Genomic DNA, 25,357 nt, shown 5'->3' on the forward strand with positions numbered 1-25,357 from the left:
TGCGATGAGCACCAATCATTTGACAATCGGAATAAGAAAAGGAGGGGTAGATTATGTACAAGAAGATCGTCACAGCGATTTGCACTATAGCGTTAAGCGTATCGTCTGGCTGTAGTCATACGGACACACAAGTATCGGAACCATCGACTACACAGGCGCCCAGCGAAGCTTCTTCCTCTTCGGCGCCAGCATCGCCAACCGATTCGGAGACAAGTCATCGCATACCAAGCGCTGACGAGATAGAGTGGGATCAAGTTCAAGACCCTCTATTGAATAACGCCATAAAAGACAAGCTGCGACAGGCGATAGATGCCATTGTGGCGCAGGACAGCAAGGCGTTTCACCATGCGATTAGTCCAGAGATGGGCAGTGGATTGGATGATCTGTTGGATCGTCCAACTGTATTTACCCATATCGACGCTGCGCATATGGAGAGAGGACGCGTGCTTGTGCCTGTGCAAGCGACCTTACAGATAGAGCAAGAAACAACAGCGTATGTGTACACTTTTTACTTGGAAAAAGGATCGGATGGAGTATGGGACATCGTTAGCATTGACTAATGGGCATAAAAGTCGCCAGCAGGCATTATGATTCTGCGTTCAGCACCCGTTATATAGAAGTAGAATAAGCAATAGCAAACAGGAGCGAAATCATATGAACAATGAATCGATAGCAACGTTGTCTATGTCCAGCGCAGGCAGGTATAGCCGTTTGCAGACATTCCTTATGGGCTTACGTATATTAGTGATGTTGCTGGCGACAGGTATGCTGTTTTCATTAATGATGCCTTCGGCATCTGCGCGATCGTATCAGGTACAATACACCGTATATCCGCCAACAGCGGATACAGAGGCATCGTTGGCAGCTGTCGTGCTTGATCCTTCGATTCCAGCTTTGGAGCATACAACGACATCCATGCAGTATAGCCTTGATTCCACAGACGGCAGCAATGGGGTCTGGAACGATGCAGCAGACGGGGAGACGCCGTTTACGCCTGCACAGGGATGGCTGACCTTACGTCTACATGATGATCCTTCGACAGCATTTCGATTGGCGTCGATCAGCATCAATGGTAGCAGTACAGGGCAGTCAGGAACGACCATCGGTACAGATCCGGCGACAGGTACAGATTCGACAACTTCTAATCCAGATTCGACGACTGGGGGTGACAGTTCTTCCAATTCCAGTAACACCACGCCTTCCAGCACAGCCGTATTGCCGAATGGAAATGGTCTGTATACCGCTCAATCCTCTGCACCCGGTCAATTAACGGTGACGCTGCGCAAAGACAGCATTGTGCAGCAATTGGTATCCGCCGCTGACCGGATCGTGCCGATTGTGATTCCGTCGGGTTATACCACGGTAGATTGCTTGTTAAATGGAGATATATTGCAGGCGCTATATGACGGGCAAGGTGGCATTCGTGTGGAATCGCCGCTGGGCGATTATGAGTTGCCCGTGTCGGGCATGAACCGCGCTGCTTTGCTGGCGTTACCGGGCAGCCCGGCTTCTTTGCAGAATGTGACGCTTCATATCGGTATTGCTCCGGTTCGTACGGATATTGCGACTGCGGTACAGCGGGCGGGTCAACAGGCAGGCGTAGAGATGATCGGTACACCAGTGCAATTTTCATTGACGGGTACGGGTGGCTCTGCATCTCCGGTTGCCATCGATCCGATAGTGTTGTTCGCAGGTACAGAGGGCAATGGGAATGCGGCGAATGCAGTTGCTTCAGTTCCCATAAAGGGGCGGCAGCTCACTTTGCATCCGTCGAACAGTAATGTTCATGCGACAACTGCCGTTCGCTGGAACCCTGTTCAGAACAGCATGATTCCGGTGCCTACCGTAGTGACTGATCCCGCTGCCCAGCCATCTAGTGGTACGAATAATTCCGCTACGACAAGCCATACGGAAGCTGATGCTCCTTCTGCTACAAATACAGCAGGTGCAGGTACAGCGGGCAGCGCAGTGATTCATGGTTCTGCACCAGATGGCATTTATGCGCTGGTACAGAGCAGCAAGACATTTGCCGATGTAGCTTCCAGTTGGAGCAAGAATGATGTCAACGATATGGCATCACGGCTGGTGGTGAATGGAGAGAATGGCAATTTTGTACCGGATCGTGAAGTGACACGTGCGGAGTTTGCGGCGATGCTAGTACGCGCGTTGGGACTGGCGGATGAACAGAGCAGTCATTTGCCCAAAGATGTGCACAGTTCGGATTGGTATGCTGGTGTGGTGGGAACAGCGATCAATCATGGGCTGATTGAAGGATATAATGATGGCAATTTCCGCCCGAATCAGTATATTACGCGCGAGGAAGCAGCAATGATTATGAGTCATGCGATGGACTACACGGGTCAATCGACTGCGCTATCGGACAGTCAGGTGGAGCAGCAGCTGAATCATTTCTCTGACCGCAAAGAGGTATCCAATTGGGCGAAAAAGGCGGTGGCTGCTACTGCGCAGAGTGCCATCGTACAAGGGAATCAGGGACATTTTGAGCCACAAAGTCATGTGACTCGCGCGCAGGCAGCCAGTATGATCCGGCGTTTGTTGCAAAAAGCAGGCTGGATCAATGCGGGATAGCAGGTGTTACAATTAATACGAAGGCACGAAGGCACGAAGGCACGAAGGCACGAAGGCACGAAGGCACGAAGGCACGAAGGCACGAAGGCACGAAGGCGCACGTTTTATATGTATAAAAAAGCCGCATGGACGTAAGATAACGTCTGCATGCGGCTTTTTCTTTGTATTCGATAGGATGCTACAACCACTTTGACTGTATCGTCAAAATATATAAGCGGCACGCATTCCAATTCATCTTTTAACAATTAACTATCATCAATACATAATCCATTACACTGCGCATCGACTGACGCACAATGACACGGTATCCCGCTATTCCCGCAAACGATAGCTTTCTGGCGAACAACCGACTTCTTCACGGAACATGCGGCTGAAATGGGCAGGCTGCTTGAAGCCGGAGCGGCGGCTGATTTCGCTGATTGGCAGATCGTGCTGATATTGCAGCAGTAGCTTTGCCTGATTGATTCGGCGATGATACAAATATTTGAAAATGGTCATGCCTGTCCATTCCTTGAATAGCGACGACGCATACGAGCGCGATAGATGCAGGTGGTCGGCGATTTGCTCCAGCGTCACATCGTGCATATAATGCTGCTCAATATAGTCGACGATATGATGGGCATACATCTCTTTGCCTTCACGCACGACCGGGCGTTCCTGCCGCTGACAGCATTCAGCGAGCAATGCCAGTAGATCACACAGCTTCATCATAAAAGGCAGCGGAATCTGACCCTGCTGCGGCTCATGCGACAGTCGGCTTAACTGCTCCAGCAGCACTTCCAGATCGCTGCGCTCCTGAAGCGTCAGCTGTAACCGAATCCCGCCGGATTGCTCAAACGGCAGCAGCAGCTTGTCAGCATAGCTCGTCTGCACATATTCACTCAACAGCGCAGGGTCAAAATGCAGCGTAGAGCGCACGTACGGATGCCCCGGCTGTGGATGTGGACGATGCAGAGTACGACCGTGCATCAGTAGCACATCGCCCGGATGCAGCTGGTAGATGCTTTCCCCGACAATATAGGTGCACAGACCTTCGTGAAAATAGTAAATTTCGTAATGCAGATGAGAATGAAATCCGTCCGCCGCCACTGGTGCAAACGCACGCGTTTCCCGATAGCCGAGGTTGACGGCTTGCTCCATCCGCAGTGCATCCGGCATGAATGCTGCACCTCCCGATGATAACGATTACATTTGCTTCTATTGTAGCATGTCATCAAGGGAGGAACAGACCTTTTGCTGGATTTGGGGGGATGAAGTTTGCACGATTATATCGGTATTCATAATCAGTTATAGTCTGGAAATGGTCATTTAGGGTCTGTGGCGAATTATTGGCTTGCATCCGTAGCTGCTGAGCTTGCTGTCTCCTCAGCTGGTTGACTTGCAAAGCCTTCCATTGCATTTGGACGATTCCATGCGCGCTGCTGGGCGAGTAGGCAGATTTCGGCTGCTTTGAACGCATGCTCTTGGGTCATCGCATGTTCGGTACGATCCAGTACATCGCGGATTAGCTGCCCAAAGAATGGATATCCAACTTTACCAGAGACGTCAAAATGATATTCGCCCTCATGATTCACCAGATACACGTGGTTGCCGCCCGGCTCGCGTCCTACATCGATATATTTGCGCAGTTCGATATAGCCGTCCGTGCCGAGAATGGTCGTGCGTCCGTCGCCCCATGTGCCAAGCCCATTCGGTGTAAACCAGTCTACGCGCATATATCCCGATGCGCCGCTGCTACCGGTCAGCGAGATTTCACCGAAGTCTTCCAGCTCGGGATACTGCGGATGATTGAAATTAGCCACTCGACTGAAATTGATATGTGCATCCGATGATGAGCTGAACGTCAGAAATTGCTCAATCTGGTGACTGCCAATGTCGCACAGAATACCGCCATATTTCTCGCGTTGAAAGAACCATTCGGGTCGCCGCTGTGCTGCCAGCAGATGCGGTCCAGTGCCTATGACCTGCACCACGTCGCCAATCGCTTGCTGCTGGATGAGTTGATGCGCGTAGATTGTGCTCTCTTGGTGCAGTCGTTCACTGTAATAGACCATATATTTGCGTCCAGTACGCGCAGTTTCGATACGTGCTTCCACTAACTGTTCTAACGTAGTGAAAGGGGCTTTATCGGTAAAGTAATCTTTGCCCGCCTGCATGACGCGAATACCGAGCGGACCGCGTTCGGAAGTTACCGCTGCCGCTGCGACCAGCAGCACCTCATCGTCATGCAGCACCGTTTCCAATGAAGGAGCAATGCGTGCTTCGGGGTGCTTGCTTTGCAGCGACTCAGCGCGGTGTGGATCGGAGTCGTAGATCCATCGCAGCGTTCCGCCAGCGTTGATCAGCTCGGCGCACATGCCATAAATATGTCCGTGATCTAGCGCTACCGCCGCAAATACAAATTCGCCGGGCGCGCATACAGGTTCATTGTGATAGTCCGTAGTTGGTGCGTAAAACATGCCATCCTTGCTCATTCATCATCGTTCCCTTCCTAATTAGATTGCTTTTATTTGTAGGTTGCGCTCAGATCGGCAGGGGCGGTAGTATCTTCCTCTGCCGTCTGTCCGGGCTGGTACACCGATTGTTGCCGTCGCTGCTGTAGCTGTTGGTCAAATGCCTGTTCATCCAGCGGCAATTGCACCCAATCATCCGTCCAAGTGGACAGCAGCATCGCATTGGACAGTGTTAATCCGCGAATGCCTTCCACACCCGGTGATAGCAGAGGAGTTCCTGTTACAATCGCTTCGATCCAATTGCGAATAATGCCGGTATGACCGCTTTCCTGTTCACTGATCGGAATATCACATTGCCAGCATTCCGGGCTGCCAAATTTGCCGGTATAGCGAGCATTGAATTCCGGTTCCGACTCGCGTAGCCGCCAGAAGGTCAGTTTGTCATGTTCGATCACGATTTTGCCGCGATCTCCGGTGACTTCAAATCGGTTCGTCCCCGGTGCTTCGCCAGTAGTTGTGATGAATACCGCACTCGCACCATTCGCATATTCCAGATAGGCGGTTACATCATCCTCGACCTCAATGTCACGATAATGTCCGAATCGGCAAAAGGCACGGATGCGCTCCGGCATCATCCCAGTCGTCCATTGCAGCAGATCTAACTGATGCGGGCATTGGTTGATCAGTACACCACCGCCTTCGCCGCCCCATGTGGCACGCCAGCCGCCAGAATCATAGTAGCTTTGCGGACGATACCAATTCGTAATGATCCAATTCATACGTCGTAGTTCCCCCAGCTCGCCCGCTTGGATCAGTTCGCGCAGCTTGGTATAGACCGGATTGGTGCGCTGATTGTACATAATGGCGAATACGCTCTGCGGGTGAGCAGCAGCAGCTTCATTCATTTCCCGAACCTGTGCTGCGCTTACACCAGCAGGCTTCTCAACAAGCACATGCAATCCATGTTGAAAAGCAATGACTGCCTGCCGTGCATGATCGTCATGCGGCGTAGCGAGAATAACAGCGTCCACCGTGCCAGACTCCATCATCTGAATAGAATCGTTCCAGAATGTCACCTTTTCGGATAAATGCTCTTGTGTCCATGCGCGCATGCTTTCGCGAATATCGCATACGGCTGCCAGCTCTGCGCCCGGAATCGCACCGGAAAGTAAGGTACGCGCATGGGCACTGCCCATATTGCCAATGCCGATTACGCCGACTTTTATAGATGATGGGGTCATGATAACGCCTCCTGTTCATAATCCTGCCGCAGCAGCGCCTGAAAGGTATCGGCAAAATGCTGTAGCATCTGCTCACCATTCCATTGACCGCTGAAATCTTCCACACCGAGATACCCGTCATATCCAAGCTGCTGCAAATGTCGTACGATTTGTGCCCATGGCACGATGCCTTCATGCAGCGGTGCCCAGCCACTTTGCCATTGCCCGTCCTGCTGCTGCCAAGCAGCGTTTTTGACATGAACATGTGCCAGATAGGGACCAAGCATTTCCAAACCCATACGGTAATGTTCAAATCCTTCGTGTACCATATTGCCCGGATCGTATAGCACACCGATATACGCTGGATTGAAGCGTTCCACCAATCGCAGCGCCAGCGAAGCGCTTGGGGCGATGGTGCCATGATGCGTCTCGACCAATGCCTTCACACCATATTGCTGCGCCATATCCTGAATCGCATCCAGATAGCGAACGGCTTCCTCCTGCAAATCCTCCACATGCCGCTCGCCAGTATAGGATGGCACGCCGACTCGCATCATCTGTACATTCAGTTGCTGAGCGGTGCCAAATGCCTGCGCTGCCGCATCCAGATCACCGCATTTCAAATAGGGAACCAGTGCGATAGAATCCACATTATGCTGCTTTGTCTGCTGGCGGATGGTATCCATAACGGCAACATCACCGTGAGGATCGAGGGAGCAGCGGTTGTGCCGCCAAAAGGAAGGCGTTTCATCCGCAGCTTCTGGTGGAATGGCTGCATATCGCCATTCGATGCCTTGAATGCCAGTTGACGCCGCCGCTTGGATTAGCTGCTCTGGGGTTAACTCTGGCGTACATACCGTAAATACGGATAACTTCATCATGTCTGTTTCCACTCCTGTCCCTTGGACTGTTGTCGTGATCAGATCGCCTGTAAACACTGGCATTGTAGCATGCACAGCAAGCGGAACACAGACCTGTAGAGCAACAGTGGAATCACAGATAAGCCACATCCCCAAATGAACAATATCAGAACATTCATAGCTCTCTGGACATCACTGGTTTGCAAACATTGGCATCATCTGCGACAAAAAAGGGTATTATACAACGTACTGTATTGTTTGGCTGCCAGCCATTCTTTTACAATAAGAACAGATGTTATGCCGTGACGATGATGTCATTGCATCAATATAGAACGGAAACTAGAGGAGGATATAGTGATGACGCATATGAAAGCCGTAGGATTGACCCGATATTTACCGATTGAAAACGAAGATAGCTTACAGGATGTACAGATACCGAAGCCGGTTGCTGGTCATAACGATCTGCTGGTGCAGGTGAAGGCGATCTCGGTCAATCCGGTCGATACCAAGCTGCGTGCTCCCAAAGATAAAGTGGAAGAGCAACCGCGCATTCTCGGCTGGGACGTTGCCGGTATCGTGGAGCAAGTCGGTGATAGCGTGCAGGGCTTTCAGCCGGGAGATGAAGTATATTATGCGGGCAGTGTCACGCGTCCGGGCGGCAACAGCCAGTATCATCTGGTGGACTACCGAATTGCGGCACACAAGCCCAAGCAGCTTGATTTTGCCGCTGCTGCCGCACTGCCTTTAACGGCGATTACTGCATGGGAAGGTATTCATGATCGACTGGGTGTATCGGAAGATCCAGCACATAATAAAGGGAAAAGCATCCTGATCATCAATGCTGCTGGTGGAGTTGGCTCTATCGCCACCCAGATCGCGCGTCAGGCGGGCTTGACGGTGATCGGCACTGCCTCACGCTCAGAAACGGAAGAATGGGCGCTGGCGCATGGTGCAGATCATGTGATCAGCCACCGCGAGGAACTACTGCCACAGCTGAAGGAGCTTGGTATTGGCGAGGTGGATTATATTTTCTGTCTGAATCATACCGATCAGCATTGGAAAGGCATGGCGGACGCTATCGCGCCACAGGGGCATATTTGCTCGATTGTAGAGACGGCAGAGCCGGTGGATCTAGAACTGCTCAAGGATAAAAGTGCTTCATTTGCATGGGAGTTTATGTTTACTCGTGCCAAATATGAAACGGCGGATATGCAGCAACAGCAGCAGATTTTGCAAAAGATAGCTGCTCTGATCGATGAAGGCGTGTTCCACAGTACTGAATCGGAGCGTCTGGAGCCAATCAACGCCGCCAATCTGCGCGAGGCTCATGCACAGCTGGAATCCGGCAGTACCATTGGCAAGCTGGTATTGGAAAACTGGGAATAAAGTGCAACAGCAAAGCATTCTCTAATCCAACATATCATTCATACATTAGCTAGAATACATCAGCTAGGCTCTACATTATTCATATCCAATTCAGTTATTTTATGGACGGAGGAGTCATCGTGAATCTCAAGGACAAGCAGCTCAAGGCGGATATTGGACGACGGGCAGATCAGGCATTTGATCAGGAAATGGACGAGATTAACCGCCAGATGGAGCAGCAAGTAATGATCGCGCTGGTCGGTGATGTGAATGCGGGGAAGTCGTCTACCATTAATCGTATTATCGGTGATGACGTGGCAGGTGTAGGCGCGGAGCCGGGCGAGACGACTCAAATTCGCGAATATCCGTACCGCGACAAAATTATCTTGATCGATACCCCCGGCTTGAACGATGTGAACACCGCCAATTCCGAACGCACGCGCGATTATTATCGCAAAACGGATGTGGTGTTATTTTTCCTGAATGCAGCAGGCACGGTTTTTTCCGAAGCGGAGAAGAAGTCGTTGGAAGCGTTGGAGAAGATCAACACTGATATTCTGATCGTCTTGAACAAAATCGACGCTGCGGAAGAGATCGACCGACTGGTTGGACGGATTCGGCAAGAGACTGGCGACCGTTACGAGGTCATTCCGGTATCGTCTCGCACGGGTGAGAATATTGAGAAGCTGCGCTACGCCATTCTCGATTTGCTCAAAAAAAAAAGTAAGGACATTGTCTTCGCCCGCACAATCAAGGAAAAATCCTCTATCGCCAACAAGTGGATTATCGGCGCAGCGACATCGGCAGGCGCCATCGGTGCAGCTCCATTGCCGGGAGCGGACATTATTCCGCTAACTGCGATTCAGATTGGGCTGCTTACGCGACTGGCAACGCTATATGAGCGTCCGCTCAGCCGGGAAGCGGCAAAGGAAATCGTGATCGCCTCCATCGTCGGCAATCTGGGACGTACCTTGTTCGCGCAGGTGGTGAAGCTGTTTCCCGGGGCAGGTTCGGTTGCTGCGGCGGGTATCGCTGGATCGGTTACGCTGGCGCTGGGCTATTCGGTCAAATACGCGTATGAGCGCGAAATCGACGTAACTCCAGAGAGCATTAGCAAGCTATATCGCAAATTCCGTACGAAGACCGACAAGGGCAAATTGCCGCAATAAACGACCATACGATGTACAGGGGAAAGGCTGGTTGAAGATTGAGAGCATTACAGCGAATGGGCGGGCATCTGTCTCGCTGGTGGCAGGAACGGCATTTTACGCCGGGTACGGTCATTCATGGACGTTATGAAGTGGAAGGGCGACTTGGTACAGGCAGCTACGGCGTAACGTATCGCTGCCGCGACAGGTCAGCACATGGAGAGGTCGTTGTACTGAAAACGATCCAACCGCTACGCGGCGGCGATCCGCGCGCACAGCTGATCTATGATCGCGAGCTGCGTGCGATGCAGGCGCTGGATCATCCGCATATGCCGCGTTTGCTGGATCATTTTGTGTATCATAAGCAGCGCTGTCTGGTGATGTCGTTTATGAATGGGTACAACATCGGCGAACTGCTGTTTGAACAGCATCATTCGTTTACAGAAAAGCAGTCGCTGCAATTCATGCTAGAGCTGTGCGAATTGGTGCAGCGGATGCATCAGCGGCGGATGGTACACCGCGACATTAGCTTGTCCAATGTGCTGTGGGATGAAGGACGTATTCAATTGATCGACTTTGGATTGACATGGCATCAGGATGAGCCGCCTGCACTGGTGCAGCAGCTAGATGAACTGGTCAGTGGGGATGAGCAGGAGAAGATCATTCGCCGTTCCTTGCATGTACGCAGCGACTTTTACGGGATGGGGCATCTGCTGCTGTATTTGCTGTACAGCAGCTTCGATGATCAGCGGAGCGTACCCTCGTCGCAGGATCGGGATGCTGTGAATGGCAATGGAAATGAGAAATCGAATCCGCTATCACCGGATGCCAGCTGGGAAGACGAATTGGATATTCATCCGCACACGCGTCAGTTGATTCGGCGATTGCTTCAAGTGGATACGCCTTATGATGTGCTGGACGAGGTGCAGCGGGATATACGACAGGCGCTGCTAGTGCTGGATAACGGCAAGTAAATTCTTTTATGGATGAATGCACAGGATGCACGATGAGTACACCTGATGCACTGTGCATCGAAATATTTTGTGATGAGTGTGATAACACCAAGTCGCATGAAAAAAGCAGCTTCTCCTTTAGAAAAGGAAGAAGCTGCTTTTTGTGTGACAATGCGTTTGCTTGTATGGCGTTGCGCTCAACAGATTCGTGTAGGCTGACATTGATCAGCTGCTGCTGTACGAGCTTCCCTTGCCGCGACGCTTGTAATGGTGATGATTGTACTGATTATGATGACCACCACGACGGTAACGGTCGCTGCTGCTATAGGAACGATGGCTGCGTTTTGAGGAAGATTTGGAATTCATGACCTGTTTAATAATGCTCTTAATAAGACCCATATGAATAACCTCCTTTGGTAATCTTATCGTGTGTATACGATTGGTTTCCCCACGGGTTTCTGTTCAGACACAAAAAAACACGAAAAAGAAATAATTTTAGCTAATTTTAAGGTAGACTTCGTCTGACAACGTATTTTATATGTATACATAGACTTACTTTGTATGACTTTTAATATATTTTATAAAATTTAATTATTTAAAACATAAATAGTGATTCAGCACAACATATTTGGGATATAATCAATTATGTAGTCTTAAAGAACCACTACCAAGGTTATATACTTGAACATATACCAGTGACTATATTCATTGTTTTGTATGACGGATGACGCATAGGCGGTAAGTATAAAGCACATTTTAGACAGAAGGTACAAAGGAGAACATTATTATTATGAGTAAATTGAAACAATGGTCAGGTAGTCTTTTCGTAAGGATATTGGGGATTTCGGCGCTCTGTATCATTATTCCGATGATCGCAGTTATGCTGATCGTCGGTTACCGGATGACCGAATCGTATGAGCAATCCAATACACAATCCCTGTCCAGTGTAGCCAATGAAAAGGTAAAAGAACTGAACATCATCATCAAATCTCAACAAAGTGCGGCAGAAGCGGTCGTTAATGATCCGTACAATGTCGATTTCTTCAACAATCTGGATCGTACAGGTACACCAAATACAGAAGAATTGAGCCGTATCCGCGAGAACATCACGAAGAAGCTGCAAGATTCTGACGGACTGTATGAGAATGTCTTTTTCATGTATAAGGGTGCGCTGTATGTAGACGGCATCGGCGGTAGCTCAGTTGGCTACAAACCGTCAGCTGAGAAAGACCCATGGTATCCGAAGGTTCAGCAAAATCCGGGTCCATTTATTAGTGACATTATGACGTCTCCAGTATCTGGTTCTTCCGTAATCGTAATCGGAAATGTCATTGCAGCAGCAAATGGTGCGACAAACAATGAACCGACGATTTTCGCAGCACCGCTTAATGTGAATTCACTGTTGCAAGATGTTGTACGGAAAAGTGAAGGTGACACGCTAGACACCATCGTATTGAACGCGAATGGCGATGTCGTAGCATCGCCGGACAAATCGCAGGTTATGAAGCTGAACATGAGTAAAGTCGATACAGAAGGCATGTACGCTAAGATTCAATCTAACACTAGTGGCAATGGCTTTGTTACAATCAACGGCATGCGCTATATGGCTGTATTCCAAAAGGACGGCTCTCTTGGTCTGACGGTAGTGACAATGCAGCCAGTTAGCGTATACATGGAGCGCGTGAATGGTATGATCGTGCTGATGATTCTGGTGACTGTGATCAGCCTGATCGTGGCACTGATGATCATGTTCCTGCTCGTTCGCAGCATTATCCGTCCTGTACAACTGGCATCTTCCGGTCTGGAGAGTATGTCCCGTGGCGATTATTCCACCGACATTCCTGGCAAATACAAACAGCTCAATGGCGAGACGGGTCAATTGCTGCGCGCCATGGATAATATGCAGCAATCGACTCGTGCGATGATTACCGCTGTAACCAGTGAAGTGGAGCAACTGCGCGCCGTCAATGCGCATACCCATAGCGTATTTCAAAATATGTCTGTCAGCATTCAGGATGTATCTGCAACCACGCAAAATATGTCCGCAGGTATGGAAGAAACCGCTGCATCGACGCAGGAGATCAGCGCGTCGACTCGTGAGTTTGAAACGGCGATTGATACGATTGCTCGTGGTGCACAGGAGGGGGCAGAGAATGCTAATGCCATCAATGTGCGCGCCACAGAATTGAAGCAAAAACTGACCTCATCCATTGCGGGTACTAGTGCCATTTACAATGAGATCAAGGCTGGGCTGGACGAAGCCATGGAGCAATCCAAATCGGTCGAAATGATCAAAACGTTGAGCGAATCTATTTTGCAAATTACCAAACAGACCAACCTGCTTGCATTGAACGCTTCCATCGAAGCGGCGCGTGCAGGTGAAGCAGGAAGAGGCTTCTCCGTTGTTGCTAACGAAATCCGCCTGCTTGCAGACGCATCACGCGATACCGTTGGTCAAATTCAAGACATTACCGAAGAAGTGGTCGATTCCGTGAGTAACTTGCAACAATATACCGGTCGTCTGATCGGTCTGTTGACCAACGAAATTGCCGCCGATTATCAAATGATGCAGCAGACAAGCGACTACTATATGCAAGATGCCAGCGATATTGACCGCATGGTGAGCGAATTCAGCGCTACCAGTGAACAACTGAGCGCGTCCGTACAAAACTTGGCACAAGCGATCCACGAAATCGCCCTGTCCAACAACGAATCCGCCGATGCTACCGAAGAAATCGCCGAAGCCGCACAAGCGATTCTCGAAAAAGCGAGCAACGTATCCGCTGAAGTTGAGAAAACGAACGAAAGCGCCGAACGCCTCAGCGGTATGGTCGACAAGTTCAAGTTTTGATTCAGAGTGATCCCTATTTTCTACAGCAATCGCATCAAGCTATACCATATCCAACGCAATCGTCTCACCAGAAAGACCCGACCGAGTTCAACCTCGATCGGGTCTTTTTCATCAACGCCCTTCACGCCAAAGCCGAACCAACGGTCCATCCGCTCCAAACACCGGATCAGAATCCGGCACAGGCACACGTGGAATCTCCTGCAAAGCCTGCTCATATTCCCCCGACTCGCCCGTACGCGTATTATACGACATCCCGCCCGGATAAGCCCCAACGATCCGAAAATCCTCACTAGCCTTCAACCGCTTATGTCCTGTCCCCGCTGGTAGCACGACAACATCCCCAGCCACCAACGTAAACGCCTGCCCATGCGCCCCACCTAACTGCACCGTCACGTCTCCACTCACAACCCCCAACACCTCATGCGAATTGCTGTGATAATGATGATACCCAAACACCCCATTCACCCAGCTATTCAACCACCCATTCTCATTAAATACATCTTCCACATCTCCCAACCGATCCTTCAACACCCCTTCATATATCAACACCGCCAACCTCGAATTCGGAATCACCCCATCATCCTCAAAATAAACCTCCCGCACACCCTTCACAAATTCACTCATCTCCAACATCCTCCTCATCCATTTCAATGTCACCAATTTCCCCACCAAATCCAACTCACCCCTAAATCGAACCCACACCTAAATCGAACCCACACCTAAATCCAAGAAGCCCTACCACCCCTAACCCATTTTCCACACTCATCAAATCTGTATCCAAACCCATCTCTGCGAAAAAATAAAAATCCCCACATTCCTCACATCCCTACATACCCAGATAGATGAAATCCTTCACCCTTCTTTTCCCTCTACCCATTACCCTGCAAAAAGCGAATGTTTGCTTCAGCACGAAGCGGAGGGAAGGAAATAAGGGGAAAGGACGACTTATAGTGTTTACGTTCTACAAACAAGGGGTTCAATGAAACATGATTTTTGCAAAGCAAAATATCTTACTGCTTTGGAGGGGCGGGAATCTTCATTTCCTCCTCGATTCAAAGATTCCCGCGGCTCCACCCGAGGACGTTCCCTTATTCCTTCCCGTAGCGCCTGCTGCACCAAACTCCGCTTTTCCCACTCCACCCATATACACAAACCAACATATTCTGCCGATAAAGACAGTGGGAATTCTGGAACAGGACGAGGGTTAATCTACGGAGCAGAGGAGTTTTCCCATGAACATTTCATCCACCTCGTCAACAACAGCGTCGGCGTATACGTCGACTCAATCTTCCAGCAACACGGCCGCGCTGGAAAAACAAAAAGCAACGCTGCAGACTCAATTGACCAAGCTTCAATCCGGCACAGACAAAACAAGTTCGGATACAGAGCAGCAAATCAAGCAAATTCAGCAGCAGATTCAACAGATTGAACGCCAGATCGCACAGGCAAAAGCAAGTTCCGGTTCTAGCAACAGCTCGTCCGACGGCACAACAGACAGCACATCCACCGAGCAAACCAGCGCAACGGATGAGCCGAAGTCGACCGAAGAAGCAACACTGGATGCGATGAAAAAAATGCAAAACAGTGAAGCCAAAAGGTCGAAAGAGCAAGAACAGCAAGAAGCCAGAGAACGCAGCTTTGCCAAAATGGGCATCGGAAGCCTGTTTAACGCAAGCGTCTAATCGCACATCCGTCTGACTAGCCGAATGAAGAGGAAGCACTTGATCATCTGCAACCGGCATGCCAATGGAATATGCAGCATGAAGCAGGCTTGATTGATAAGCCGCACCAGCCGTCTCGCCTTGGGGACGGCTTTTTTGTTTGTTCTGGTTTTCTGGTCGGAATTGTGAATGACCATAAAATTGCGAAAATTCTGTGTATTTGCTGCAATTTCTGAAAAACAATAGTTTACAGCGTTAAATCGCTGATGTAGGATTACAGAACGCAAATGTTTTTCCTTGATTTCATCGTTGGAACGGAATAGAAGGAATGGCATCATGTAGATCTGGCATAAAGGGGAAACGGTACAATGAAGGAGTATTTCATCAGTCGCATGTACAAAGCATCAGCAGGCATGGCAAACGCGGTTCTCGTCACGCTGGGGATCGGGTTGTTATTTGAAACGTTTGGCAAGTTTTTGGGCTGGGATACGCTAGTGTCGATCGGCACAGTGACCAAGCTGTTATTGGCACCGGCATTGGGCGCGGGGATTGCGTACCAGCTGGGCGGCAACTCGCTCGTCTTGTTTAGCGCCATGGCGGCAAGTACAATCGGCGGCGCAGCTCTACATATAAATTCGGATGGTGGCATGACGCTTGTAACGGGTCAGCCGATCAGCGCCGTGCTAGCAGCTGCGGCAGCTACATACGTCGGTAAACGAATTACCGGACGCACCAAGCTGGACATGATGGCGATTCCGCTCGGTGCTGTCTTGGTTGGTGGACTGGTTGGTGCTGGTTTGGCGGCAGTGGTCACTCCGATGCTGACGACGATCAGTGCAGCGATTACGACCTCGGTACAAGGGCATCCGCTGCTGGCACCGATGGCGATTTCACTGGTATGGAGTATTTTGCTTATGTCTCCGGCATCGTCGGCAGCCATCGCGATTGCACTCAAGCTAGATCCGGTATCCAGTGCGGCGGCGTTGATCGGCTGTACGGTGCAGTTTGTCGGATTTACCCTGATGTCGGTACGGCAAAATGACGCGGGCGGCTTTATCGCTCAGTTTTTGGTCACGCCGAAAGTGCAGTTCCCGAATCTGGTCAAAAATCCACGGCTGGTCATTCCGACCTTTATCTCTGCGATCATCTGCGCACCGATTGCGACGCTGCTGTTCCATTTTCAGGCATCGTACGAATTGGCGGGGCTTGGTCTGAACTCGCTGATTGCCCCGCTGAATATTTTGGCGATTCAAGGTGCAGGCGCGTTTACAGTATATGTGCTGACCGGGATGGTATTGCCAGCGGTTATTACACTGGCGCTGTATGGCGTACTGAAAAAGATCGGCTGGACGAAGCCGGGCGATCTGCATATGGAAGTACGTTAAAGAGAAAGCAGGCTTTCCATCGAAAGCCTGCTTTTTTTGTCATTTTTATAGGTTATTGATGAGAAATAACCATAGACAGCGCCTAAGAGCGGGCGTATACTAAATCCAACCCAATTAGTAAACAAAGTTTACTAATATAAAACATACAATCATCCTACACTTTCTATGCAGCAAACAACCATTGGTTTTGGTGCTGTTTTTGGCGATTGATTCGATTGAAAACGAAAACGAAAACGAAAACGAAAACGAAAACGAAAACGAAAACGAAAACGAAAACGAAAACGAAAAGGAGGACCTATGCCAACATCTATCGGTAATCCGCAGATGATTCGTCATTTTAATGAGTATCTGATCTTGGAGCTGATCGTACAATATCCGGGTCTATCGCGAGCGGAGATTAGTCGCCGTACCGGAATTAGCAAGCCCACTGTATCGGCAGCAGTACAGCATTTGCTGGATCGGCAGCTAGTACGGGAAACGGGGCTGGACAGCAACCAGCAGGGGCGCAAAGGGCAGGTGCTGGAATTTAATGCAACGGTATTTTATCTATTTGTGCTGGATATTGGACCAGAAGGTATTGCGACAGGCATCGCTGATCTGTCTGGTCATGTGGTAGCGGGCGAGCCAGTGTACTGGTCGGAGTGTAGCGACCAGCCAGATGAGCAGCAGTTGGCGGCAATGCTATTGTCCCGTTTACATCAAGGGGCAAAGGAGTTGGGCATCTTGCCGGAGCAGATTCGTTTTGCCAGTGCGGGTATTCCAGCGGTTGTCGATCCGGTAACAGGTAAGATTCAGACGTTATTACCTCAGCTGAATCGGTATATGTCTTTGCTATCGTCCGCATCCTTGTCCCAACAACTCGGCATGGAGGTGCTGCTCGACAATGATGTGAATCTGGCTGCTGCTGCGGAAAAGCAATATGGCGTGGCGAGAACAGCTGCCCATTTTGCCTATTTGTATCTCGGTGAAGGCGTCGGGGCGGGGCTGATGATCGACGACAAGCTGTACCGTGGGCTTCATGGAGCCGCGGGCGAAATCGGACAATCGGCGACATCGCTGTCGGCTGAAGCACCTGCACAGCCTCGCAGGCTGGAGCAGCAGATTGGCAGTGAAGGGCTACGCGAGCTGATGTCAGATTATACAGCACAGCATCCAGATTCTGAAATGGACGGCTGGCATGTACAGCATTTGCTGGATGCAGCGGCACAGGGGCAGCCCGGCGCGCAGTCGATTATGCAGCAATATGTGGAACGGTTGGTACTGCCGCTTAGCCAAATGACGGCGTTGTTATCACCGGAGATGATTGTGTTCGGCGGACCGATTGGCAGTCAAGCGGAGTTGTTCCTTCCGCAGCTACAACAATCGCTGCAACCCCTTGTACCAGCAATGCCGCAGCTGAAGTCTTCCGCTCTTAGCGACAGCGCGGTTATGCGCGGAGCAGCACGGGCGGGTGTACAGCGTGCATTTGTCCATATTCGAGAGGATGTGCTGGCTGTCGGCACACCCGTATCCCTACACAACTAGGAGGCAAATTATGCAGCAACAGCAGAATGGAATCACGATCCCACCAGCATCACCTCTTTCCTCTGATTGGTATGCAGGCATTGATATTGGTGGAACCAAGACATTAATCGTACTTGCCCGCCGCGACGGGCAGATTGCTGCAAGGAGCAAACGACCGACGGTGCAAACGGCGGAGCCTGCGGATTTTGTAGCATGGCTATTTGCCGTGCTGGATGAAGTATTGCAAGAGCAGGGATTGACTCGACAACAGCTAGGTGGCATCGGTATCGGATTGCCGGGTGCAGTGAACCCAGAAGAAGGCACGATTCGTCATGTACCTGCCCTGCCGCTGGATGGCGTCAACCTCAAGCAGTTGATCGCTCTGCATTATGACGGTGCGCTGTATCTCGACAATGATGTGAATGTGGCTGCACTTGGTGAACGCTGGCTTGGTGCTGGTGCGGGGCGTCGTCATCTTGTCATGGTAACGGTTGGTACGGGCATTGGCGGCGCCGTTATTATCAATGGTCAGCTGTATCATGGAGCGGATTATACAGCGGGGGAGATTTCATACTTTGTTGTCGATCACCAAGCGGGAGGAATAGATGTACAGCAGGCAAGCAGCACCGAATTTGGGCGCTTTGAATCGCTGGCGTCAGGCACGGGCATCGGTGAACACGCACGGCGTTGGTTGAGAGAAGATGGATTATCTTTACAAAAAAACGATGCTATCTTGCAGGCGGCGAACGGACAAGTAGAGCAGGTACAAGCAGTACATGTACTGGAACTGGCTGCTGCGGGTGATGCGGAAGCGGCGGCGATCATGAATCTGCCACTGGATTATATGGCAGCGGGGCTAGCGAATATTATTTCCCTGCTGAATCCGCAATGTATTGTTGTCGGCGGCGGTGTGTCGGAATCTGCCTATTATATGGCGGAATTACAGCGACGGACGCAGAGTCTAGTACCGATTGATTGTCCGATCGTCCCGGCACAGCTTGGCAACGAAGCCGGAGCGCTTGGTGCGGTGTACGGCGTGATGACAGCTAGAGCGTTAGAAAACATCTGATTGACACCAAAGTGGATTTTAAGTAAATCTCGCAGCCAAGCTGTAGATGCTAAATAAGATTCCTTGCTGGGAGCTATTTGATTTGGTAAACGTCAATTGAACTTCTGTAACCCCCTTTGCATCGGATAAGAAACCTACTGTGTACAAAAATACAATGCGTATCCGAATCAGAGAGAATACCATAGCTGAAAAACAGCTAAAACAGCTAAAACAGCTAAAACAGCTAAAACAGTGGAATAGCTGAAAATAAAGGAAAAATAGACAAACAAACAGACAAAAAAGCCTGCCGATTGAAGCAGGCACTCCATTGGATAAAGGAGCAAATGTGAATGGGTTCGTTGTTTGGTGAGAAGGCGGGCGTGCGCAAGCAGGCTGCGGAGCGTCCGGTGGTAGATACCGAGGCGCGGCAGACATTGCTGCGTATTCGTGGGTTTTATTTGCTGGCGGGCTTAGCGGGTGGCATGTTCAACCCGTATTTGTCGTCCATGCTGGTGCATGGTGGAATGGGCAGTGCGCAGGTAGGATTGCTGATGTCGATTGGAACACTGATCTCGATTCTGATTCAGCCGATATGGGGCATGCTAGTTGACCGATTTCAGCAGATGCGCTTGGTGCTGATGCTCAGTGTGGCAGTGCCAGCGGTATTGTCGATCTTTTACCAGAGTCCGTATTTTCTGGTGCTGACGGTTATCTACACCTTATCTATGGTATTTGCGGCGACGCAGGCACCGATGTCGGATTCGTATGCGTTGGTAGCGGCGCAAAAGGCGCATACGACGTATGGAGCGATTCGCTTTCTTGGTAGTTTGGGTACAGCGGCAGGTAGTTATCTAGGTGGGTTGTATATCAGTCGGCTGGATGTGTCGCTGATCTGGATTCCGTTTCTGGTGTTCAATCTGCTGGCGGCGGCGTTAACGTTCTGGCTGCCACGCCGTTCAGATGAGAGTCGGGTGCTATCGCAATCCCTGTCGGCGGGCATTCGGACGCTGCTGGGAAATAAGATGTTTTTATGCTTTCTCGGCGGTTGTTTGCTGGTGAATCAGACGCTGACGGCGTTTAACTCGTATTTTGTGCTGTCCTTTCAAGAAGCAGGCGGTACGCTGGAAATGGCGGGGGTGGGACTGTTCATTGCCTCAGCAGCGAATATTCCAGCGATGCTGATTGCGGCGCGTGTCATTCGGCGTTTCGGGCATGAGCGCATGCTGCTAGTAGCGGCATTTGCCTATATTTTGCGCTGGGGTATTCAGTATTTGTTCCCTATACCATGGGTAATGATTGCTGTGCAGCTTCTGAATGGCTTGTCATTCGGCTTTTTCTACATTTCGGCGGTTGAGTATGTATCACGCATTACTGCCAAGCATATGCAGGCGACAGGACAAAGTATTTTTAATATGGTGTTTGTCGGTTTGGCTGGTATCGCTGGTAATTTGCTAAATGGTTACCTGTTGGAATCAGGCGGCGCAGCGGCAATGAATCTATCATGTGTGATTAGTGCGTTCCTTGGAGCTGTATTGCTCGGCTATGTAGCGCTTCGCAGTCGGCAACCTATTTCCACGTAAAACAGTCATGATCTGGAACTTTCCCTCTCTCTATCATGAAAAAATTTGTCGATTTAAAAAGATAATCCCTTTATCCCCTCTACAGTTTACGCAGAAAAGTGTAAAATAAAAGTTAGTGTAAGCAGTTTACCGAAGTTAGGTAATCCTACATTCGGGATGATAAAAGGATAAAAACAGAGGAATTCTTACATCATTCGGTGGGATTATGCTTGTATAAGGATCAAGTGGATGAATGATGATATGAGATGTCAGTCTGGCATGTTATAACAAGCACGGCAAAGCATACGACGGGCATATGCAGCGGGACAGATCATGCGTACGGGAGGGGGAAGCCCATTGCTGTCAAAAAACTGGTATCGTCGTCTTCTTTTATCGTATTTTCCGATTTTTCTATTGACGATTTCGATGCTGATTTTTCTGTCGTTTATCGTAATCAATGAGATTTCCCGACAAGAAACAGCGCGGGCAGATCGTATCTCTACCAGCTATATGATGGATACGATGGATCGGTCGGTGCAAGGAATAGAGATGGATGTGCTACGCGATGTGGAAACATCGGCGGTGTATGATGAATTTCTGTCTGATCGCGATTCGGGTGGTACAGCAGTGACGTACCAGACGGTTGAGCGTTTGCGTCAATTGATGGACAATAACGATCTGCTGGAGTCGATCTACATTTACCGCGATTCGGATCAGAGCGTGCTAACGGTGCAAGGGTTGCAGCCGCTGAGTGGATTTCGGGATGAGCCATTCGTCAAACAGGCGCTGACCGAGCCGGAGCAGCAGAGCTGGTCGGCGATGCGTTCGTTTGCCGAGATGGGCAGTGATCCCAGTCGGCAGGTGATCAGCATGCACAAGCGATTGCCGCTGCCATTTGGCGATCAAGGTATGATCGTGATCAATGTGAGTGTATATGGCATGCAGCAGCTCGCGGCGTCGATGGTCAATCCGCAGGTATCGTTTTTAACGATTACGGATGCTGCTGGACAGCAGGTGTATCCACCAGCGTTAACCGAGCAGGATGAAGCGGAGCATGACGAGCCGCTGACGCAGTTGCATTCGGATCGCTTGAATTGGAATTTGGATAGTGGGCTGCGTGCTGGGCAATTGTTTGCTTGGGTATCGGTCATCTCCTATATCTGGGTGCTGATCGGCGTGCTGGTCGTGGCGGTATCCATTGCCTATATCATTTATATTACGCGCAAAAATTACAAGCCGATTCAGGTGATGATGAAGCGGATTGAATCGCTGCAATTATCCGGCAACGAAACAGCGCGCAAGGATGAGATGGCGCTGATCGACGAAGCATTGGAAAGTCTGATGAAGCAAACGGTCGATTACGAGCGTCAGCATCATGAGAATCTGTTGATTCGCCGCCGGCGGTTGTTTATGAACTGGATTGAGGGCGAGCCGCCAGAGCAATTGCAGCAGGAGCTGGAGCAGCTGCGGATTTTCCCTGATCTGCACGGACGACCAGAGCAGGAGGGCGAATTGAAGTATGCCTTTATCGTCGCCGAGATTCAGGATTACGATGCGTTTCGTGAAAAGGGCAATACCCAAGAGCACAATACGCTCAAGCTAGCGCTGACGAATGTGTTTCAGGAACTGGCGCAGCAGGACGGGGTGTCTGGCTGGTGCGAATGGATTAGCGTACGCCGAGCGGGCATTATCATCGCGGGTACGGGCGATGAGCGGCGCTGGATGCGGCTATTGTTCTCGCTAGCGGCGGGCAGTCGCGAATGGGTCGAGCATAATCTGCATCTGACGATGAGCTTTGGCACAGGGATTACCGTGCGCTGTGCTGCCGATCTGTATCTCGCCTATGAGACAGCAGTAGAATCGATGAAATATTCGATGACGCTGGGACGCGATGGAGTCGTCATGTACAGTGATCTACCGGAAGGCGGGGAGCCGGACAGCTATCGGTATTTGCAGGCGATCTCGGATTGGATCAAGGAGTATCGGCTGCGTCAGCCTGAATGGCGTGAACGGCTCAAGCAGCTACTGGGTCGGTTGGAAGAGGATATTTTAAAAGACGATAGCATTCGTTCCCTTGTGCTATCGCTGCTGCAAATGCTCGGTCGTGAGCTGGAAGGCATGTCTGAGCCACTCGATGTGCTGTTATCCGGTGAGGAAGCAGACGGGGTGATGGAGGCAATCGCCGAAGCAGAGACGGTGGAGGAGATTCAAGCGTCGTTGCTGCAATATTTGGATCAAGTGGCAGAGATGTATCAGCAGGCAGGCGATTCTACCAATCATCGCGCCTTGATCGGTGAGATGAAGGTGTACATGGAAGAGAATTTTGCTAATCCAGATCTGTCGCTCAATCATCTGAGCGAGCGCTTTGACGTTACGCCCAAGTATGTGAGCCATCTGTTCAAGGCAGAGCTGGATATTAAATTTATTGATCTGCTTGTTCAGCTACGTTTGCAGCGGGCAGAGGAGCTGTTATCATCAACCGACGATACGATCCAGAATATCGCGATTCAGGTCGGTTATGCGAATTCGATTACGTTTGGCAGGGTATTTAAGCGGATTATCGGCGTTACGCCGGGAGATTATCGTAAGCTGAAAATGAAGCCCGGCAGCTCGCTACTGCCATCAGGAGAACAGCGAAAATGAGCAGCCCCATGTCGGGCTGCTTGTTTTCTTTTTGCCGAAAAGTCAAAGGTAATCGCTTCTAAAGTCAGTCATAGCAAGGGATGACAGGCAATCGGAAAATCGTTTATGTCGCGAATATAGTACAAATCATGATCTCACTCCGTTCTTACATTCCAATGTAAGCGTTTACTAAAAGGTTTATGGATGGAATCAAGTTTATTGAGCATTTTAAAAGTGAAATGCCATAATTGGGGCATCCCTAATTGGAACCATTTCTACCCGCAAGGATTATATGCGGTACATACACGGCACAAGGGACACAAGCTGACAAAGGGGTTGAGTAAATTGAAAGCGTATTCAAAGAAAAGGTTGTTCAAGCGTATGTCCGGGTTCATGATGGCTGTGGCACTGACAGGTACAACATTACTGGCGGGCTGTTCCAGCTCCAGCAGTGATGCAGGTGCAACAACGGCAGATGGCAAATCTGTATTGAAGGTGGAAGTGTTTGACCGCGGTAATTCGCCTGCCGGTTCTACGATTAACAGCAACTATTTGACCAAGCTTGTCAATGAACGCTTTGGTGCCAAAAACAATATCGATGTACAGTATGTCCCGATTCCCCGTTCTGAAGAGCTGCAAAAGCTGAATGTATTGATGGCGAGCGGCGGCGATGTGCCGGATATCGTGTTTACTTACGATCAAGGAACCTTTAACCGGTATGCCGAACAAGGCGGACTGACCGATGTGACTGATCTGCTCAACCAATATGGTCCCGAACTGAAAAAGTTCCTAGGTGAAGATACACTCGCTTACGGACAACTGGAAGGCAAGCAGTTTGCCATTCCGGGTAAGCGCTCCGTCCTAGGCAAATATGCTTCCTATATTCGTCAGGATTGGCTAGACAAGCTGAAGATGCCTATGCCGCAGACAACAGATGAGCTGTACACTACACTGAAGGCGTTCAAGGACAAAGACCCCGGCGGTGTCGGAGCCAGTGTGATTCCATTTGGCATGACGATCGCTCCGGCGCAATATGAGCCGCTGATCTGGTCGTTTATCCAGCAGCCACTAACTGACGAGCAAAAATATACCCTGCTGCAAAAGCTTGGCTCCCGTGATTATCCAGTACTGCTTCCCGGCTTCAAGGAAGGTCTGCAATTCATGAACAAGCTGTATAACGAAGGGCTGATCAGCAAGGATTTCAGTCTGGATGAGGACAAAAAGCAGCTAGGACAGGATATACAAAATGGCAAAGTCGGCTTCTACACTGAGGATGCAGGAAACCCGTATTATGCAGGTGGCACTTACGAAAACCTGCAAGCGAATGATAAAAATGCCGTGCTGACACCAACTGATGTATTTACGAATAACGAAGGCAAACATATCAAGCCAGAATATGCGTCCAACGGTTTGTATATTATGATTCCAAAATCCAGCACCAAAGCGGTAGAAGCAATTAAATACTTGAATTGGATGGCGTCCGACAAAAACCTGTTCGATATGCAAAACGGCGTAGAAGGCGAAAACTATACGCTCAAGGACGGCATTCCAGTCGTGAAGCCGGATGCGTCTGAAGATGTGATGAACCGCATCTACAATTACGGCGATATGGCAATTATCGCCAACGGCAAAATCGTCGGCACCGAAGAACAAAACAACGAAGCGTATATTATGCAAATGCCAGAGAAATACCAGAAGGACATGGCGAAGTCGGTTGACATCTCCAATACCGATACCTTCCCGCCAGTGAATTTTAGCGTACCGATTGAAGCAGAAGCCAAATATGGCAGCGCATTGCAGGATAAATTCGATCAGTTGGTCGTCAAAGCGACGATGGTAGCACCAGATCAGTTTGATGCGACCTATGATTCGCTCGTGAAGGATTACATGAGCAGCGGTGGTCAAGCGATTCTGGATGAGCGCACCAAAGTATTCCAAGAAGGCAAAGTCGCCAAATAACAAAGCAATCTAGCTGTAACCTATCACCATTTCATTTCTTCCATTTCTGATGTCATTTCTGTCGTTAAACTGATCCATCATGAAGCGTAAAATAGCAGATAGACAATAAACATTACTCGAATATAACATGAAGAGTGATTATATTTTCATAGCTTGAAAACCTTGATGGGTAAGGGTTTTA

At 49.9% G+C, this 25,357-nt stretch carries 19 protein-coding genes; 13 read left to right on the forward strand and 6 right to left on the reverse strand.

Features of this window, described 5'->3' with window-relative positions; all coding sequences use genetic code 11:
* Positions 1 to 53 precede the first annotated feature (53 nt).
* On the forward strand, positions 54 to 560 hold the full coding sequence (locus ABXR35_RS18705) for a hypothetical protein (protein WP_367063560.1): 507 nt from the start codon (positions 54 to 56) through the stop codon (positions 558 to 560).
* 94 nt (positions 561 to 654) lie between these two features.
* Positions 655 to 2,589 (forward strand): S-layer homology domain-containing protein, encoded by a 1,935-nt coding sequence (locus ABXR35_RS18710; protein ID WP_367063561.1) that lies wholly within the window; start codon positions 655 to 657, stop codon positions 2,587 to 2,589.
* 312 nt (positions 2,590 to 2,901) lie between these two features.
* On the opposite strand, the gene ABXR35_RS18715 is transcribed toward ABXR35_RS18710, so the two are convergent.
* The 4 genes from ABXR35_RS18715 to ABXR35_RS18730 form a co-directional block, all read right to left on the reverse strand.
* Positions 2,902 to 3,747 (reverse strand): helix-turn-helix transcriptional regulator, encoded by an 846-nt coding sequence (locus ABXR35_RS18715; RefSeq protein ID WP_367063562.1) that lies wholly within the window; start codon positions 3,745 to 3,747, stop codon positions 2,902 to 2,904.
* A 167-nt stretch (positions 3,748 to 3,914) separates the two neighbouring features.
* Positions 3,915 to 5,063, reverse strand: a complete 1,149-nt coding sequence (locus ABXR35_RS18720; protein ID WP_367063563.1) for a Gfo/Idh/MocA family protein — start codon at positions 5,061 to 5,063, stop codon at positions 3,915 to 3,917.
* A 32-nt stretch (positions 5,064 to 5,095) separates the two neighbouring features.
* The gene (locus ABXR35_RS18725; protein WP_367063564.1) at positions 5,096 to 6,283 is read right to left on the reverse strand and encodes a Gfo/Idh/MocA family protein; all 1,188 of its coding nucleotides are present in this window, start codon (positions 6,281 to 6,283) and stop codon (positions 5,096 to 5,098) included.
* Positions 6,280 to 7,143, reverse strand: a complete 864-nt coding sequence (locus tag ABXR35_RS18730; protein WP_367063565.1) for a sugar phosphate isomerase/epimerase family protein — start codon at positions 7,141 to 7,143, stop codon at positions 6,280 to 6,282. Before ABXR35_RS18730 ends, ABXR35_RS18725 begins: the two co-directional genes overlap by 4 nt.
* A gap of 336 nt (positions 7,144 to 7,479) precedes the next feature.
* Between ABXR35_RS18730 and ABXR35_RS18735 the strand changes: the two genes are divergently transcribed.
* From ABXR35_RS18735 to ABXR35_RS18745, 3 genes are all read left to right on the forward strand, one after another.
* Entirely contained in the window at positions 7,480 to 8,508 is a 1,029-nt protein-coding gene (locus ABXR35_RS18735) for a zinc-binding alcohol dehydrogenase family protein (RefSeq protein ID WP_367063566.1), read from the forward strand.
* A gap of 101 nt (positions 8,509 to 8,609) precedes the next feature.
* Complete coding sequence (locus tag ABXR35_RS18740; RefSeq protein ID WP_436669389.1) at positions 8,610 to 9,656, forward strand: GTPase; 1,047 nt, start codon at positions 8,610 to 8,612, stop codon at positions 9,654 to 9,656.
* A 38-nt stretch (positions 9,657 to 9,694) separates the two neighbouring features.
* Positions 9,695 to 10,609: a serine/threonine protein kinase gene (locus ABXR35_RS18745; protein ID WP_367063568.1), complete on the forward strand. Its 915-nt coding sequence runs from the start codon at positions 9,695 to 9,697 to the stop codon at positions 10,607 to 10,609.
* A 204-nt stretch (positions 10,610 to 10,813) separates the two neighbouring features.
* Here ABXR35_RS18745 and ABXR35_RS18750 read toward each other — a convergent pair whose 3' ends face one another.
* Entirely contained in the window at positions 10,814 to 10,987 is a 174-nt protein-coding gene (locus ABXR35_RS18750; RefSeq protein ID WP_367063838.1) for a hypothetical protein, read from the reverse strand.
* A gap of 391 nt (positions 10,988 to 11,378) precedes the next feature.
* Between ABXR35_RS18750 and ABXR35_RS18755 the strand changes: the two genes are divergently transcribed.
* Positions 11,379 to 13,439 carry a methyl-accepting chemotaxis protein gene (locus ABXR35_RS18755; RefSeq protein ID WP_367063569.1) on the forward strand — a complete coding sequence of 687 codons (2,061 nt, stop codon included), beginning with the start codon at positions 11,379 to 11,381 and terminating at the stop codon, positions 13,437 to 13,439.
* A 111-nt stretch (positions 13,440 to 13,550) separates the two neighbouring features.
* Here ABXR35_RS18755 and ABXR35_RS18760 read toward each other — a convergent pair whose 3' ends face one another.
* On the reverse strand, positions 13,551 to 14,063 hold the full coding sequence (locus ABXR35_RS18760; RefSeq protein WP_367063570.1) for a cupin domain-containing protein: 513 nt from the start codon (positions 14,061 to 14,063) through the stop codon (positions 13,551 to 13,553).
* Between the two features lie 608 nt (positions 14,064 to 14,671).
* Between ABXR35_RS18760 and ABXR35_RS18765 the strand changes: the two genes are divergently transcribed.
* The 7 genes from ABXR35_RS18765 to ABXR35_RS18795 all read left to right on the forward strand — a co-directional run bounded on the left by ABXR35_RS18765 (position 14,672) and on the right by ABXR35_RS18795 (position 25,176).
* Positions 14,672 to 15,121, forward strand: coding sequence for a FlxA-like family protein (locus tag ABXR35_RS18765; protein ID WP_367063571.1), 450 nt, complete (start codon positions 14,672 to 14,674; stop codon positions 15,119 to 15,121).
* Positions 15,122 to 15,468: 347 nt separating this feature from the next.
* Positions 15,469 to 16,485, forward strand: a complete 1,017-nt coding sequence (locus tag ABXR35_RS18770; RefSeq protein WP_367063572.1) for a PTS sugar transporter subunit IIC — start codon at positions 15,469 to 15,471, stop codon at positions 16,483 to 16,485.
* A gap of 297 nt (positions 16,486 to 16,782) precedes the next feature.
* Entirely contained in the window at positions 16,783 to 18,009 is a 1,227-nt protein-coding gene (locus tag ABXR35_RS18775) for an ROK family transcriptional regulator (protein ID WP_367063573.1), read from the forward strand.
* Positions 18,010 to 18,019: 10 nt separating this feature from the next.
* A complete protein-coding gene (locus ABXR35_RS18780) occupies positions 18,020 to 19,057 on the forward strand; it encodes an ROK family protein (RefSeq protein WP_367063574.1) in 1,038 nt (345 codons plus the stop codon).
* Positions 19,058 to 19,386: 329 nt separating this feature from the next.
* Positions 19,387 to 20,616 (forward strand): MFS transporter, encoded by a 1,230-nt coding sequence (locus tag ABXR35_RS18785; protein ID WP_367063575.1) that lies wholly within the window; start codon positions 19,387 to 19,389, stop codon positions 20,614 to 20,616.
* Positions 20,617 to 20,952: 336 nt separating this feature from the next.
* On the forward strand, positions 20,953 to 23,238 hold the full coding sequence (locus tag ABXR35_RS18790) for a helix-turn-helix domain-containing protein (RefSeq protein ID WP_367063576.1): 2,286 nt from the start codon (positions 20,953 to 20,955) through the stop codon (positions 23,236 to 23,238).
* 360 nt (positions 23,239 to 23,598) lie between these two features.
* Positions 23,599 to 25,176: an extracellular solute-binding protein gene (locus ABXR35_RS18795; protein WP_367063577.1), complete on the forward strand. Its 1,578-nt coding sequence runs from the start codon at positions 23,599 to 23,601 to the stop codon at positions 25,174 to 25,176.
* Positions 25,177 to 25,357 lie beyond the last annotated feature (181 nt).

The sequence above is a fragment of the Paenibacillus sp. JQZ6Y-1 genome, assembly GCF_040719145.1.
In the GTDB taxonomy this organism is placed as follows: domain Bacteria; phylum Bacillota; class Bacilli; order Paenibacillales; family Paenibacillaceae; genus Saccharibacillus; species Saccharibacillus kandeliae.

Bases quoted from the DNA above. Each gene is read 5' to 3' on its own strand.
- ABXR35_RS18705 (WP_367063560.1), top strand. From the start codon at position 54: ATGTACAAGAAGATCGTCACAGCGATTTGCACTATAGCGTTAAGCGTA.
- ABXR35_RS18710 (WP_367063561.1), top strand. From the start codon at position 655: ATGAACAATGAATCGATAGCAACGTTGTCTATGTCCAGCGCAGGCAGG.
- ABXR35_RS18715 (WP_367063562.1), bottom strand. From the start codon at position 3,747: ATGCCGGATGCACTGCGGATGGAGCAAGCCGTCAACCTCGGCTATCGG.
- ABXR35_RS18720 (WP_367063563.1), bottom strand. From the start codon at position 5,063: ATGAGCAAGGATGGCATGTTTTACGCACCAACTACGGACTATCACAAT.
- ABXR35_RS18725 (WP_367063564.1), bottom strand. From the start codon at position 6,283: ATGACCCCATCATCTATAAAAGTCGGCGTAATCGGCATTGGCAATATG.
- ABXR35_RS18730 (WP_367063565.1), bottom strand. From the start codon at position 7,143: ATGATGAAGTTATCCGTATTTACGGTATGTACGCCAGAGTTAACCCCA.
- ABXR35_RS18735 (WP_367063566.1), top strand. From the start codon at position 7,480: ATGACGCATATGAAAGCCGTAGGATTGACCCGATATTTACCGATTGAA.
- ABXR35_RS18740 (WP_436669389.1), top strand. From the start codon at position 8,610: ATGGACGGAGGAGTCATCGTGAATCTCAAGGACAAGCAGCTCAAGGCG.
- ABXR35_RS18750 (WP_367063838.1), bottom strand. From the start codon at position 10,987: ATGGGTCTTATTAAGAGCATTATTAAACAGGTCATGAATTCCAAATCT.
- ABXR35_RS18755 (WP_367063569.1), top strand. From the start codon at position 11,379: ATGAGTAAATTGAAACAATGGTCAGGTAGTCTTTTCGTAAGGATATTG.
- ABXR35_RS18760 (WP_367063570.1), bottom strand. From the start codon at position 14,063: ATGAGTGAATTTGTGAAGGGTGTGCGGGAGGTTTATTTTGAGGATGAT.
- ABXR35_RS18765 (WP_367063571.1), top strand. From the start codon at position 14,672: ATGAACATTTCATCCACCTCGTCAACAACAGCGTCGGCGTATACGTCG.
- ABXR35_RS18770 (WP_367063572.1), top strand. From the start codon at position 15,469: ATGAAGGAGTATTTCATCAGTCGCATGTACAAAGCATCAGCAGGCATG.
- ABXR35_RS18775 (WP_367063573.1), top strand. From the start codon at position 16,783: ATGCCAACATCTATCGGTAATCCGCAGATGATTCGTCATTTTAATGAG.
- ABXR35_RS18780 (WP_367063574.1), top strand. From the start codon at position 18,020: ATGCAGCAACAGCAGAATGGAATCACGATCCCACCAGCATCACCTCTT.
- ABXR35_RS18785 (WP_367063575.1), top strand. From the start codon at position 19,387: ATGGGTTCGTTGTTTGGTGAGAAGGCGGGCGTGCGCAAGCAGGCTGCG.
- ABXR35_RS18795 (WP_367063577.1), top strand. From the start codon at position 23,599: ATGTCCGGGTTCATGATGGCTGTGGCACTGACAGGTACAACATTACTG.